Genomic DNA, 13,325 nt, shown 5'->3' with positions numbered 1-13,325 from the left:
TTATTTCTGTGCTTCAGCCCGGTGAATGATTTCCCTGACGGCAGCCCTCGAGGCGCCTTTCTACAACTCTAATTCGCTCCGCGTGCGCGCGGTGCTGTTAAGGAAAGCCGACATGCAGCTTAAAGACACCCAATTGTTCCGCCAGCAAGCCTTTATCGATGGCGCTTGGGTCGATGCGGACAATGGTCAGACGATCAAGGTCACCAACCCGGCCACGGGCGAAGTATTGGGCACGGTACCGAAAATGGGCGCTGCCGAAACCCGTCGGGCCATTGAAGCCGCCGACAAGGCGTTGCCGGCCTGGCGTGCGCTGACCGCCAAGGAGCGCGCCAACAAGCTGCGCCGCTGGTACGAATTGCTGATCGAAAACCAGGACGACCTCGGTCGCCTGATGACGCTGGAACAGGGCAAGCCGCTGGCCGAAGCCAAGGGCGAAATCGTTTATGCGGCGTCGTTCATCGAATGGTTCGCTGAGGAAGCCAAGCGCATCTACGGCGATGTGATCCCCGGCCACCAGCCCGACAAGCGCCTGATCGTGATCAAGCAGCCGATCGGCGTGACCGCGGCCATTACCCCATGGAACTTCCCGGCCGCGATGATCACCCGCAAGGCCGGTCCGGCCTTGGCTGCCGGCTGCACCATGGTCATCAAGCCTGCATCGCAAACCCCATTCTCGGCCCTGGCCTTGGTGGAATTGGCGCACCGTGCCGGCATTCCGCAAGGCGTACTGAGCGTAGTCACCGGCAGCGCCGGCGACATCGGTGGAGAGCTGACCAGTAACCCGATCGTGCGCAAACTGTCTTTCACCGGCTCGACCGAAATCGGTCGTCAACTGATGGCCGAATGCGCCAAGGACATCAAGAAGGTCTCCCTGGAACTGGGCGGCAACGCGCCGTTCATCGTGTTCGACGACGCAGACCTGGATAAGGCCGTCGAAGGCGCGATCATTTCCAAATACCGCAACAATGGCCAGACCTGCGTCTGCGCCAACCGTCTGTACATCCAGGATTCGGTGTACGACGCGTTCGCTGAAAAACTCAAGGCCGCAGTGGCCAAGCTCAAGATCGGCAACGGTCTGGATGACGGCACCACCACCGGTCCCCTGATCGATGAGAAAGCGGTCGCCAAGGTGCAGGAACACATCGCGGATGCCGTCAGCAAAGGCGCAACCATCCTGTCGGGCGGCAAGGCGATGGAAGGCAACTTCTTCGAACCGACCATCCTGACCAACGTGCCGAAGAACGCTGCCGTGGCGAAGGAAGAAACCTTCGGCCCGCTGGCGCCGCTGTTCCGCTTCAAAGACGAAGCCGAAGTGATCGCGATGTCCAACGACACCGAGTTCGGCCTGGCCTCGTACTTTTATGCCCGCGACCTGGGCCGTGTGTTCCGTGTGGCCGAGGCCCTGGAATACGGCATGGTCGGCGTCAACACCGGTTTGATCTCCAACGAAGTCGCGCCGTTTGGCGGTATCAAGGCGTCGGGCCTGGGCCGTGAAGGCTCCAAGTACGGCATCGAGGACTACCTGGAAATCAAATACCTCTGCCTGGGTATCTGATTGGCTTCAAGCGCAAAGGGCACGAGAGCGCTGTCCCTTTGCGTGTTTCAACCGTTCTGTTTCTTGTGGCCGGAACGCTGCGACAGTCGATCATCGCATGCTGTCGCAGTTGCCTCCCCGCCATGTATTCCTTGCGCCACGCCGCCCTGAGCTGCGAATGAGGACCTATTTGATGAGCAAGACCAACGCTTCCCTGATGAAACGCCGCGAAGCCGCCGTACCCCGCGGTGTCGGCCAGATCCACCCGATCTTTGCCGAATCGGCGAAGAACGCCACGGTAACCGACGTTGAAGGTCGTGAATTCATCGACTTCGCCGGCGGCATCGCCGTGCTGAACACCGGCCACGTGCACCCGAAAATCATCGCTGCCGTGACCGAACAGCTGAACAAGCTGACCCACACCTGCTTCCAAGTCCTGGCCTACGAGCCCTACGTGGAACTGTGCGAAAAAATCAACGCCAAGGTACCAGGTGACTTCGCCAAGAAAACCCTGCTGGTAACCACCGGTTCCGAAGCGGTGGAAAACGCCGTGAAGATCGCCCGCGCCGCTACGGGCCGTGCCGGTGTAATCGCCTTTACTGGTGCCTATCACGGTCGCACCATGATGACCCTGGGCCTGACCGGTAAAGTCGTGCCGTACTCGGCCGGCATGGGCCTGATGCCCGGCGGTATCTTCCGTGCGCTGTACCCGAACGAACTGCACGGCGTGAGCATCGACGATTCCATTGCCAGCATTGAACGCATCTTCAAGAACGACGCCGAACCGCGTGACATCGCGGCAATCATCATCGAGCCGGTACAGGGCGAGGGTGGTTTCTATGTGGCGCCCAAGGAATTCATGAAGCGCCTTCGCGCCCTGTGCGACCAGCACGGCATCTTGCTGATCGCTGACGAAGTACAGACCGGCGCCGGCCGTACCGGCACGTTCTTCGCCATGGAGCAGATGGGCGTTGCGGCGGACCTGACCACCTTCGCCAAATCCATCGCCGGCGGCTTCCCGTTGGCCGGTGTCTGCGGCAAGGCTGAATACATGGATGCCATTGCTCCGGGTGGCCTGGGCGGCACCTACGCGGGCAGCCCGATCGCTTGCGCGGCTGCGCTGGCGGTGATGGAAGTGTTCGAAGAAGAGCATCTGCTGGATCGCTGCAAGGCTGTAGGCGAGCGCTTGGTGACTGGCCTCAAGGCCATCCAGAAAAAGTACCCGGTCATCGGTGAAGTTCGAGCCCTGGGCGCGATGATTGCCGTCGAACTGTTCGAAAACGGTGACTCCCACAAGCCGAACGCCGCAGCAGTGGCCCAGGTCGTGGCCAAGGCTCGCGACAAGGGTCTGATCCTGCTGTCCTGCGGCACCTACGGCAACGTTCTGCGGGTGCTGGTGCCGCTGACCTCGCCGGACGAGCAACTGGACAAGGGCCTGGCGATTATCGAAGAGTGCTTCTCCGAGCTCTAAGCCCCTGGGCTGTGCGCTGATCCACAAAAACCCGCCTTTTGGCGGGTTTTTTCATATTCGCGAAGCTGCCCTGCGGATTTCGAGCTGTCTGGAACGGCCGGCAAGGTCTAAGGTGCAAGTATCGCAAGGGAGTGTCCTGCATGGCTGCTGTGGATTTACCCGCTGTACCCCGCGTGTTGATCGCCGAGGCCGATCCGGCGTCCTGTGAGCTGCTTGAGCAGGTGTTGTCGATTGTGCGTTGTGATGCCCGGGTGGATACGTGCGGCGAGGGCAAGCAGGCTTTGGATTTGCTGGCAAACAACCCTTACGACCTGGTGATCGCCGATTGGGAACTGCCAGGTGTCGATGGCCTGGCGATCCTGCGCGGCCTTCGCCAGCAGCATCGCACCCCACCGATGCCGTTCATCCTGATGAGCCGGCGCAACGACAGCGCCAGTGTGCGCGAAATCTTGCCGCTGGCGCCGACCGCATATTTGACCAAACCCCTGAGCCGGGAAAACCTGATCCAGCGTTTGCAGGGGTTGTTATTGGGTGGCGGTGAGCGAGCGTCTAACGAAGCGCCGAGCCCGGGACCGGGCCTGACCTTGGCCACGTTCCTGGAGCGGCGGCGCGATGTCTCCGAAGGCGCGCCGTTGATGACCGACGTGCAAATTGCCGTCAAACGCAGCCTCAACCCCGGCGGCCTGGACCTGAAGCTGCTGGAAGAAGAGATCCGCACCGACCCGCAAATCACCGCCGTCCTGATCGCAGCGGCCAGCAGTGCTGCCCAGCATCAGGGCGGCGGCGCTGTCCAGACCGTGGCCCAGGCGCTGCATCAGCTCGGTACCGGGCAAAGCATGAACCTGATCCTCGGCCTGACCCTCAAACGTTGTGCTCGGCTCAGCGTCCCCAGCCTGGCGGACTATGCCGAGCGCTATTGGGAACTGTCGCTGCACACCGCCGAATATGCCCGGACGATGGCCCGGCTGCTGGATCTGGAGCAAGAGCGCTGCTATTGCGCCGGCCTGCTGCATCGCTTGGGCGACCTGGCGCTGTTGCGCTGCCTGGAGGAGTGGAAACAGGCCGGTGGCGAACTGGATGAGCCGCAGGAGGTGGGGGATTCGCTGGACAAGTTCGGCGCCAGTTTCGGCTCGGCGTTACGTGCCCGCTGGCGCCTGCCGTTGGAGCTGCGAGAATTGATCGCGGCGGTCTATGGCCTTGGCGGCGGGGTTTATTCCCGTGAAGCGCTGGTCATGAACATGGCGGCGCAGATGGCGCATCTGCCGGCCCATGAAGGGCTGGAAGAACTGGCCCGTGGTCGCACGGCACGTCTGCTGAAGATCGGCTTGCCGGAGCTGATGCGGTTGCGCCGCAAGTAAGGGCACCGCCTACCTCTGTGGAGCGGGTTTGCTCGCGAATCGGCATATCAGTCGACATCTGCTTCACTGGGAAACCGCATTCGCGAGCAAGCCCGCTTGTCACAGTCAATCTATGACGGGGATCTTTCTTTCAGGCGGCGATTATGCGGTTTTTACCCTGGCGCTTGGCTTCGTACATGGCGGCGTCGGCGCGGGCGAACAAGCTGTCGAGGCTTTGGTCCTCGGCGGTGATGCTGGTCAAGCCCTGGCTGACGGTGATGCCGAAGCTCTTCTCGCCGCAGCGAAACATCAGACGCTGGATTTCCCGCTGCAACCGCTCGGCCACTTGCAAGGCCATGTCTGGGGCACAGCCGGGGAATACGGCGGCGAATTCCTCACCACCGATGCGCCCGAACAGATCGCCGCGCCTGAGCACCGACCGGCCGCTTTCGGCGATCTTCTGCAACACGGTGTCGCCTTCCTGGTGACCGTAGGTGTCGTTGATCAGCTTGAAATCATCGATGTCCAGCAACAGGAACGCCATGGGAATCCCTTGTAGCCGAGCCTGTTCGAACTCGCGGTGGGCGCATTCGAAAAAATGGCGGCGATTGCTGCTTTGGGTCAGCACATCGGTGGTTGCCAGTCGCTGCAGTTCGCTTTCCAGCAGCTTCTTTTCGGTGATGTCCTCGGCGATCCCGACCACGATGACCGGTTGCCCCGGCTCGTCCTTGCGGTTGATGAAGCATTTATCGCTCAGCCAGCGAACTTGGCCATCGGCGGCAATGATGCGGTACTCACGGTCCTCGACGGCGCCTTTGACCAGCACTTCGGCCAGGCTTCGTTCGGCGTATTCCAGGTCGTCGGGATAGATTGCGTCGCGCCATTCGTTGAAGTCCGCCAGCACCAGCCCGGCGGGGCGACCGAAGATGCGCTCGTAGGCGGGGCTGACATAGAGCACTTGCCGGGTTTCCCAATTGAACGCCCAAAGCACGGCGTTGACGCTGACCAGCAACGAGCTGAACAGCTGCTCACGCTCGCTCAGGCGCGCCACTTCGCCTTGGGCGTGCATCAACGCCATGAGCGTCTGAGCCGCCTCGGGCCAATGAGGTAGGGATGAATCCTGCAGGTTCTTGTCGACCATCGGCACAAATCTCAAAGAGCGTGCACAGCTGTTGGTTCGCACGCGCTTACTCCAAAGCCCGCCTGGATGGCGAAGTGCTCTTTGAGATAAGGGATTCGGGGCGAAGTTCCTTTTCAGGCGACGAAGGGCGGGGGATTTAGCCAGTCCAAAACTGAAGGTTGAACCCCGTGGCGAGGGAGCTTGCTCCCGCTGGGCTGCGAAGCAGCCCCAGGACAAATCCGATGGATCCTGAGGCTCTGGGCCAGCGGGTTGAAGGCTGCTGGGCAGCCTGGCGGGAGCACGCGCCCTCGCCACAAAAGCCCTTCTACGGCGTTGCCCTGTCAGGCAGTGGCGGGCCGCAGCGAGTAGGTCTTGAGCTGGTCAGCGAAATCGCGCAGGGACTGGATGCCACTGGCTTCGGCTTCGTGGACCCATTCCTTGATGGCGGCGAGCATGTCGTGACCATTACTGCTGGTCTTGACCCAGATCTGCTGCAGGGCCAGGCGTTTTTCGTAGATCACCTTCAGCGCCTGGCTGTGTTCGAGCATGTTCTGGATGCGTACATGGTGGCGGTCGTCCAGCAGGCTGGTTTCCCGCGACAGCAGGCGTTTGGCACGGTGGAACTGGTGGCGTACCGAGTGATCGACCTTTTCCAGTTCCTGCTTGACCAGCGGCGCGATAACCAGCCGACGATACTGCGCCATGATCTGGAAGCGGTTGTTGAGGATCGCCATGGCCGTGTCCATGTCCAGGTGGCCCTTGCCTTCGACCCGGTGGGCAATCGGCGCGACCCGCTGGACCTTGGCCAGGCGCAGGAAGCTGAACACCTGGATCCAGGCCCACCCCAGGTCGAATTCCCATTTGCGAACCGACAGCTTGGCCGAGTTGGGGTAGGTGTGGTGGTTGTTATGCAGTTCTTCGCCACCGATCAGGATGCCCCACGGCACCAGATTGGTCGCCGCGTCACGGCATTCGAAGTTGCGATAGCCCACCGCATGGCCCAACCCATTGACCACGCCAGCGGCCCAAACCGGAATCCACATCATCTGGATGGCCCAGATGGTGATGCCGATGGTGCCGAACAGCAGCAGGTCGATGACGCCCATGATCGCTACGCCCAGCAGCGGGAAGCGGCTGTAGAGGTTGCGCTCGATCCAGTCATCGGGGCAGTTCTTGCCGTAGATGCGCAGGGTTTCCGGGTTTTCCGCCTCGGCGCGATACAGTTCGGCGCCCTTGCGCAACACGGTGGACAAGCCCTTGATGACCGGGCTGTGGGGATCGTCGACGGTTTCGCATTTGGCGTGGTGCTTGCGGTGGATGGCGGTCCATTCGCGGGTGTTCTGTGCCGTGGTCAGCCACAACCAGAAACGGAAGAAATGCTTGAGGCCGGCGTTGAGCTCCAGGGAGCGATGAGCCGAATAACGGTGCAGGTAGACCGTGACGCCAATGATCGTGACATGGGTCATCAGCAGGGTGACTGCCACCAGCGACCAGGGTGACAAGCCAAGAAAACCTTCGTACCACATAGGCTGTAGGGCCCTCGATAAAGATGAAAACTGCCGTTGCATTATCACCGGCCCGACAGATAAAACCAGTCGGCCTTTCAGATAAGAGTGCCTGGATGTTTCTTCCTCTATAATTCCCCCCAATGGGTAAGGACATGGACGACCGAATGACTGTTCATCACCGCAATGCCATGCGTGCAGCGTTGCTTTATCTGGGGCTGTCAGTCGTCTGGTTACAGCTTGTTGGTTATTTATCGAGCAGTTTCTTCGATCAATCTGCCGACCGGCTTCGCTGGCTGCTGATCAACGGTTACGCCTGGGTCCTGATCAGCGCCTTGCTGATCTTCCTGGCACGCAAGGCCAGGTTTTTCGTCAGGGGCGATCACGGTGCCGATCGCGAGCGCCTGCGCCAGGCCGCCGCCGTTTTCGATTGCACCCGCGAAGGCGTATTGGTGACGGACCGCGACGGCCTGATCGTGCACGTCAACCGCGCCTTCATGACGATCACCGGCTATGGGCGGGACGAAGTGCTGGGCCAGCGACCCAACCTGTTCAAGTCCGGCCGACACGGGGCGCAATTCTACCGGGACATGTTCGCGTCGCTGGGCAGCCGTGGCGAATGGAGCGGTGAGATCTGGAACCGGCGCAAAAGCGGTGAGATCTTCCCTCAATGGCAGACGATCCGCGTCATTCGCGATGACAGCGGTCAGGTCAGCCAGTACGTTGCCGTGTTTTCCGATATCAGCGCCATCAAGGACTCCGAGCATGAACTGGCGCACCTGGCCCATCACGACCCCTTGACCGGCTTGCCCAACCGCCTGCTGTTTTCTGACCGCGCCGAACAAGCCCTGGCTTCTGCGCAGTTGCACAAGCGCGGCTGCGCGTTGCTGCTGGTGGACCTCGATCATTTCAAAAATATTAATGACAGCCTGGGCCACAACGTAGGCGACGAATTGCTCAAAGGCGTGGCCGAACGGTTTCGCGGGCTGTTCGCGCCGGGCATCACCCTGGCTCGGCTGGGAGGCGACGAATTCGCGGTGCTGGTGGAAAACTGCTCGCAGCCTGGGCAGGCGGCGGCACTGGCCCGGCGCATCCTCGATGCGTTGCAAGAGCCGCTGCGCTTCGACGGTCGCGCATTGTTCATCAATGCCAGCGTCGGTATCAGCCTGTTTCCTGGCGATGCCCTTAACGCCGGGCAACTGCTGCGCAATGCCGATTCGGCGTTGTTCAAGGCCAAGAGCGCCGGGCGCGACGGCTATGCCCTGTACACCGAAGAACTGACTGCTCACGCTCAGCAGCGGGTCGAGATCGCCACCGAACTGCGCCGTGCCCTCGAACAGCAGGAGCTGCGGGTGCACTACCAACCGGTCCACGACTTGGCGACCAGCCGCCTGATCGGTGTCGAGGCGCTAGTGCGCTGGCAGCATCCCACGCGAGGGCTGGTGTCGCCGGCGGAGTTCATTCCCATCGCCGAGCGTACCGGTCTGATTGCCCAAGTCGATGCCTGGGTCATGGACCAGGCCTGTCGGCAGATGTGCTTGTGGCAACAGACAGGCGTGGTGTTGTCGTTCGTCGCCGTCAACGTATCGAGCCGGTTGTTTGCCCATCGAGAGCTGTACGAACAGGTTGCCAAGGTGTTGCACGACACGGGCCTGGCCCCGGCTTGCCTGGAGCTGGAAGTCACCGAAAGCGCGGTAATGGAAGACCCGGAAGTGGCGCTGGAACAGATGCACCGCCTGCGCGAGTTGGGTGTGCGCCTGGCCATCGACGATTTCGGCACGGGCTATTCGTCGCTGTTGCGGCTTAAGCGCTTGCCAGTGCAGAAGCTCAAGATCGATCAGGGGTTTGTTGCTGGGTTGCCGTGGGATGAGGACGACGCGGCGATTGTCCGGGTGATTATCGCCCTGGCCCGGAGCATGGGTATGCAAGTGCATGCCGAAGGCATTGAACAGCGCGAACAGGCGGCATTTTTACTGGAACAGGCTTGTGAGTTGGGGCAGGGCTACTGGTTTGGCCGGCCGGTGGCGGCGGCGCAGTTGGATTGGGACTGCGCGCCAGTCATTGCTTGATCGTCAGTGGCATTGATGTTGACTGACACTCTGCCTTCGCGAGCAAGCTCGCTCCCACAGTGGATTGGCGTTGAACTTGGGATTCGGTTCGACACAGAACCCTGTGGGAGCGAGCTTGCTCGCGATGGCGCCGGTTCAGCCTGCATCAATGCAAAGCGCTACACCTTGGCGCCAGGCGTCACCGTCTCCTTTGTCTCCAGATGATCCAACGCCCGCTCGACCAACAACTGCACCCCATCGGCCATGCGACTGATCGCCAGGGCTACGCGGCGGCGTGATTCGTCGACGTCGTCGGCCAGGTCGGCGGCGATGATGCTGATGGATAGCAGGTCTTCGGAGGCGTTGGCGAGCAGGGTTTCGGTGTCTATGTGGGGGGACACGATAAAGAGCTGGTTTTTGTCGGGCTCTGGCGGTGAGGCGGGCTTGGGGTTGAGGTAGTAGTCGAGGGCGCGGGTGGCGGCGTCATCGAGCTTTTTTTCTTCCTGCGCTTGGACACGGGATTTGTGGCCGTTTTGCGGCGGATTAGGAGTTACTTTGAACATAGTGAAGATCCTGAGAGTTGGGACCGACACCCCTCGATTGCACTTCGAAAAAAGGTGGCAGCTGTACGTAGGTGTGCAAGACCGGTCTCAGGAACCCGGCAGACCCGAAGGTCTCCCACGCGCAGCCGCCATAACGATCGGCGAGCATAGAAAAATGCTCGACGAATAGCCATAACCGAATGCACCTGAGATCGGACTTGCACGTCCGCGTCATCGTTTTTTGCGATGACGAACAAAGGTTAACGGTGCAAAACCAGTGTGCCTAGTTCATGAACAGCCCGGCGTCTTGAAGGAAATATCCGAGGAATTGGCAAGGAAAAGCCCAGCGTTAGCACCTTCCGTAGGACTTTGTTCCGCTACCGCTGATTTAGTTATATAAAAATTCTTAAATAGTCTTTTTAAGAATATCCCGCTTTATCTAGTATTGCTCCCACGCCGCAAGCAGTGCCGCCCACTGCCAGGCATTCATTCAAAGGAGCAGCAGCATGAGCGCATCCCTACGTAGCGTTGACGGCCAGGACGAAGCAACCATCTTGCGCGAGATCCAGAGCGCATTGCGCGATCTGCGCTTTGGGGCCGTGGAAATCACCGTGCACAACGCGCAGGTGGTCCAGATCGAACGCAAGGAAAAATTCCGACTGCAGCAACCGAGCCATAAGCCGTCTTGAAAACGCAGTAGATCGCAGTCTTCGGCAGCGCCTAAGGGGAGCTTGGTTTAGGCGCTGCCGAAGGCTGCGATGTTTTCAGGGCACACGATTTCGAAGCCATACTAAAAACAGAATTCCAGGAGCTTTCACCATGTCGTCAATTCGCCGTTATGCCTTGGCCGCCTTGGCCAGCGCCGTTTTTGCAGGTTCCGCCGTTGCCAAGGACTACGAGCTGCTCAACGTGTCCTACGACCCGACCCGCGAGCTGTATCAGGATTACAACGCCGAATTCGCCAGCTTCTGGAAGAAAGCGCATCCGGACGACAACGTGAAAATCCAACAGTCCCACGGTGGCTCGGGCAAGCAAGGCCGAGCAGTGATCGACGGTCTGCGGGCCGACGTGGTAACCCTGGCCCTGGCCGGTGACATCGATGAAATCGCCAAGCTGGGCAAATCCTTGCCGGCGGATTGGCAGACACGCCTGCCGGATGCCAGCACGCCTTACACCTCCACCATCGTGTTCCTGGTACGCAAGGGCAACCCCAAGGGCATCAAGGATTGGGGCGACCTGATCAAGAATGACGTGTCGGTCATCACCCCCAACCCGAAAACCTCCGGTGGCGCTCGCTGGAACTTCCTCGCGGCCTGGGCCTATGGCCTGAAGGCCAACGGTGGTGACGAAGCCAAGGCCAAGGAATACGTGCAAGCGCTGTTCAAGCACGTGCCGATCCTCGACACCGGTGCCCGTGGCTCGACCATTACCTTCGTCAACAACGGTCAGGGTGACGTGCTGCTGGCCTGGGAAAACGAAGCCTTCCTGGCGCTGAAGGAAGACGGTGGCGCCGACAAGTTCGACATCGTCGTGCCGTCGCTGTCGATCCTCGCTGAACCGCCGGTGGCGGTGGTGGACAAGAATGCCGAGAAAAAGGGTAACGCCGAGATCGCCGAAGCCTACCTCAAGCACCTGTACAGCCCGGCCGGCCAGGAAATCGCCGCGAAGAACTTCTATCGCCCTCGTGACAAGGACGTGGCTGCCAAATACTCCCGGCAGTTCCCGAAACTGGACTTGGTGACCATCGACAAGGACTTCGGTGGCTGGAAAGCCGCCCAGCCGAAATTCTTCAATGATGGCGGCGTGTTCGACCAGATCTATCAGGCGCAGTAAGCTGGACAGGCCATAAAATGGGCTCTGACTGCTGTTGCAATGTTGTTTACTCAAGGCTTGAAGGATTCTTTGTGGCGAGGGAGCTTGCTCCCGCTTGAGTGCGAAGCGCTCACAAAAACGGGGCTGCTGCGCAGCCCAGCGGGAGCAAGCTCCCTCGCCACGGATTCACTCGCCAGCGAACCACATCGCAATGACCGTCGGAGCTTTGCTGTTCTCAACCAAGGACTCCTATGTCGCGTCGCATATCCCCCGTCATACCCGGCTTCGGGCTGACGCTGGGCTACACCCTGGTGTACCTCAGTCTGATTGTGCTCATCCCCCTGGCGGCGATGTTCGTGCATGCCGCCCAACTCACCTGGGAACAGTTCTGGGCGATCATCTCGGCACCCAGGGTGCTGGCGGCCCTGAAGCTCAGTTTCGGCACCGCGCTGTACGCCGCAGTCATCAACGGCGTGATCGGCACGCTGCTGGCCTGGGTGCTGGTGCGGTACACCTTCCCCGGGCGCAAGATCATCGACGCGATGATCGACCTGCCCTTCGCGCTGCCCACCGCCGTGGCCGGCATCGCCCTGACGGCGTTGTATGCGCCGACCGGCCTGGTGGGCCAGTTCGCCACCGACCTGGGCTTCAAGATTGCCTACACGCCGCTGGGCATCACCCTGGCGCTGACCTTCGTGACGCTGCCGTTCGTGGTGCGCACGGTGCAGCCAGTATTGGCTGATATTCCCCGTGAGGTCGAAGAGGCTGCCGCCTGCCTCGGCGCCAAGCCTTGGCAAGTGTTTCGCCACATCCTCGTGCCAGCCCTGCTACCGGCCTGGCTGACCGGCTTCGCCCTGGCGTTTGCCCGAGGTGTGGGCGAGTACGGCTCGGTGATTTTCATCGCTGGCAACATGCCGATGAAAACCGAAATCCTGCCGCTGCTGATCATGGTCAAGCTCGACCAATACGATTACACCGGCGCCACTTCCATTGGCGTGCTGATGCTGGTGGTTTCCTTCGTCCTGTTGCTGCTGATCAACTTGCTGCAGCGGCGCATCGAAACCCCATAAGGAGGCGCGAACATGTCCCAATCGTCTATTTCCGCAGCCTCCGCCAGCAACGCCGCCCGCCGTGGCAGTGCGACGTCGCGGCGCGTGCTGATCGGCCTCGGCTGGCTGGTTTTTGCGTTGTTTTTGCTGTTGCCGCTGTTCATCGTGGTGTCCCAGGGGCTGAAGTCCGGGCTGGGCGCATTCTTCACTGCGATCTTCGAACCCGACGCCCTGTCGGCGCTCAAGCTCACGGTGATCGCCGTGCTGATCTCGGTGCCGTTGAACCTGGTGTTCGGTGTCAGCGCCGCGTGGTGCGTGAGCAAGTATTCATTCCGTGGCAAGAGCATGCTGGTAACGCTGATCGACCTGCCGTTCTCGGTGTCGCCGGTCATTGCCGGCCTGGTCTACGTGCTAATGTTTGGCGCCCAGGGCCTGTTCGGGCCGTGGCTGTCGGATCACGACATCCAGATTGTGTTTGCGCTGCCGGGCATCGTCCTGGCGACGATTTTCGTGACTGTGCCGTTCGTGGCCCGGGAACTGATCCCGCTGATGCAGGAGCAGGGTACCCAGGAAGAAGAGGCGGCGCGCCTGTTGGGCGCCAATGGCTGGCAGATGTTCTGGCATGTCACCGTGCCGAACATCAAGTGGGGCCTGATCTACGGTGTGGTGCTGTGTACCGCCCGGGCCATGGGTGAGTTCGGCGCCGTGTCGGTGGTGTCCGGGCACATCCGCGGAGTCACCAACACTCTGCCGCTGCACGTCGAGATCCTCTACAACGAATACAACCACGTGGCCGCGTTCGCCGTGGCGAGCCTGTTGCTGATCCTGGCGCTCTTCATCCTGCTGCTCAAGCAGTGGAGCGAAAACCGAATCAACCGCCTGCGCGCCAGCGCCGCGGAGGAATAAG

The 13,325-nt window shown here is 60.8% G+C and carries 11 protein-coding genes; 8 read left to right on the top strand and 3 right to left on the bottom strand.

What is annotated here, in order from left to right; translation table 11 throughout:
- Positions 1 to 112: 112 nt before the first annotated feature.
- The 3 genes from gabD to PFLQ2_RS00795 all read left to right on the top strand — a co-directional run bounded on the left by gabD (position 113) and on the right by PFLQ2_RS00795 (position 4,363).
- Entirely contained in the window at positions 113 to 1,555 is a 1,443-nt protein-coding gene (gene gabD, locus PFLQ2_RS00785; protein ID WP_003186978.1) for an NADP-dependent succinate-semialdehyde dehydrogenase, read from the top strand.
- 172 nt (positions 1,556 to 1,727) lie between these two features.
- Positions 1,728 to 3,005 (top strand): 4-aminobutyrate--2-oxoglutarate transaminase, encoded by a 1,278-nt coding sequence (gene gabT / locus PFLQ2_RS00790; protein ID WP_003186977.1) that lies wholly within the window; start codon positions 1,728 to 1,730, stop codon positions 3,003 to 3,005.
- Positions 3,006 to 3,145: 140 nt separating this feature from the next.
- A complete protein-coding gene (locus PFLQ2_RS00795) occupies positions 3,146 to 4,363 on the top strand; it encodes an HDOD domain-containing protein (RefSeq protein WP_003186975.1) in 1,218 nt (405 codons plus the stop codon).
- Positions 4,364 to 4,493: 130 nt separating this feature from the next.
- On the opposite strand, the gene PFLQ2_RS00800 is transcribed toward PFLQ2_RS00795, so the two are convergent.
- Positions 4,494 to 5,483 carry a GGDEF domain-containing protein gene (locus tag PFLQ2_RS00800; RefSeq protein WP_003186973.1) on the bottom strand — a complete coding sequence of 330 codons (990 nt, stop codon included), beginning with the start codon at positions 5,481 to 5,483 and terminating at the stop codon, positions 4,494 to 4,496.
- A gap of 320 nt (positions 5,484 to 5,803) precedes the next feature.
- Positions 5,804 to 6,988: a delta-9 fatty acid desaturase DesA gene (desA, locus tag PFLQ2_RS00805; RefSeq protein ID WP_003186972.1), complete on the bottom strand. Its 1,185-nt coding sequence runs from the start codon at positions 6,986 to 6,988 to the stop codon at positions 5,804 to 5,806.
- A 146-nt stretch (positions 6,989 to 7,134) separates the two neighbouring features.
- On the opposite strand from desA, the gene dibA reads away from it, so the two are divergent.
- On the top strand, positions 7,135 to 9,036 hold the full coding sequence (gene dibA, locus PFLQ2_RS00810) for a phosphodiesterase DibA (protein ID WP_003186971.1): 1,902 nt from the start codon (positions 7,135 to 7,137) through the stop codon (positions 9,034 to 9,036).
- Positions 9,037 to 9,194: 158 nt separating this feature from the next.
- On the opposite strand, the gene PFLQ2_RS00815 is transcribed toward dibA, so the two are convergent.
- A complete protein-coding gene (locus PFLQ2_RS00815; protein ID WP_003186969.1) occupies positions 9,195 to 9,578 on the bottom strand; it encodes a DUF6124 family protein in 384 nt (127 codons plus the stop codon).
- 485 nt (positions 9,579 to 10,063) lie between these two features.
- Here PFLQ2_RS00815 and oscA point away from each other — a divergent pair, with 485 nt between their 5' ends.
- The 4 genes from oscA to cysW all read left to right on the top strand — a co-directional run bounded on the left by oscA (position 10,064) and on the right by cysW (position 13,324).
- Positions 10,064 to 10,246: a sulfur starvation response protein OscA gene (oscA, locus tag PFLQ2_RS00820; protein ID WP_003186967.1), complete on the top strand. Its 183-nt coding sequence runs from the start codon at positions 10,064 to 10,066 to the stop codon at positions 10,244 to 10,246.
- A gap of 130 nt (positions 10,247 to 10,376) precedes the next feature.
- Entirely contained in the window at positions 10,377 to 11,390 is a 1,014-nt protein-coding gene (locus PFLQ2_RS00825) for a sulfate ABC transporter substrate-binding protein (RefSeq protein WP_003186966.1), read from the top strand.
- A gap of 230 nt (positions 11,391 to 11,620) precedes the next feature.
- Complete coding sequence (gene cysT, locus PFLQ2_RS00830) at positions 11,621 to 12,439, top strand: sulfate ABC transporter permease subunit CysT (protein ID WP_003186964.1); 819 nt, start codon at positions 11,621 to 11,623, stop codon at positions 12,437 to 12,439.
- Positions 12,440 to 12,451: 12 nt separating this feature from the next.
- Entirely contained in the window at positions 12,452 to 13,324 is an 873-nt protein-coding gene (gene cysW / locus PFLQ2_RS00835; RefSeq protein WP_003186963.1) for a sulfate ABC transporter permease subunit CysW, read from the top strand.
- The last annotated feature ends 1 nt before the right edge of the window (position 13,325 follow it).

It is taken from the genome of Pseudomonas fluorescens Q2-87 (genome assembly GCF_000281895.1).
Classification (GTDB): domain Bacteria; phylum Pseudomonadota; class Gammaproteobacteria; order Pseudomonadales; family Pseudomonadaceae; genus Aquipseudomonas; species Aquipseudomonas fluorescens_S.
Note: the sequence above shows the minus strand (reverse complement) of the source record. Positions and strands in the feature narration are given on the sequence as shown.

What these genes read in the sequence shown, in the direction of transcription:
- oscA (WP_003186967.1), top strand. Translation starts at nt 10,064, where the DNA reads ATGAGCGCATCCCTACGTAGCGTTGACGGCCAGGACGAAGCAACCATC.
- cysW (WP_003186963.1), top strand. Translation starts at nt 12,452, where the DNA reads ATGTCCCAATCGTCTATTTCCGCAGCCTCCGCCAGCAACGCCGCCCGC.
- PFLQ2_RS00825 (WP_003186966.1), top strand. Translation starts at nt 10,377, where the DNA reads ATGTCGTCAATTCGCCGTTATGCCTTGGCCGCCTTGGCCAGCGCCGTT.
- desA (WP_003186972.1), bottom strand. Translation starts at nt 6,988, where the DNA reads ATGTGGTACGAAGGTTTTCTTGGCTTGTCACCCTGGTCGCTGGTGGCA.
- PFLQ2_RS00800 (WP_003186973.1), bottom strand. Translation starts at nt 5,483, where the DNA reads ATGGTCGACAAGAACCTGCAGGATTCATCCCTACCTCATTGGCCCGAG.
- PFLQ2_RS00815 (WP_003186969.1), bottom strand. Translation starts at nt 9,578, where the DNA reads ATGTTCAAAGTAACTCCTAATCCGCCGCAAAACGGCCACAAATCCCGT.
- gabD (WP_003186978.1), top strand. Translation starts at nt 113, where the DNA reads ATGCAGCTTAAAGACACCCAATTGTTCCGCCAGCAAGCCTTTATCGAT.
- dibA (WP_003186971.1), top strand. Translation starts at nt 7,135, where the DNA reads ATGACTGTTCATCACCGCAATGCCATGCGTGCAGCGTTGCTTTATCTG.
- gabT (WP_003186977.1), top strand. Translation starts at nt 1,728, where the DNA reads ATGAGCAAGACCAACGCTTCCCTGATGAAACGCCGCGAAGCCGCCGTA.
- cysT (WP_003186964.1), top strand. Translation starts at nt 11,621, where the DNA reads ATGTCGCGTCGCATATCCCCCGTCATACCCGGCTTCGGGCTGACGCTG.
- PFLQ2_RS00795 (WP_003186975.1), top strand. Translation starts at nt 3,146, where the DNA reads ATGGCTGCTGTGGATTTACCCGCTGTACCCCGCGTGTTGATCGCCGAG.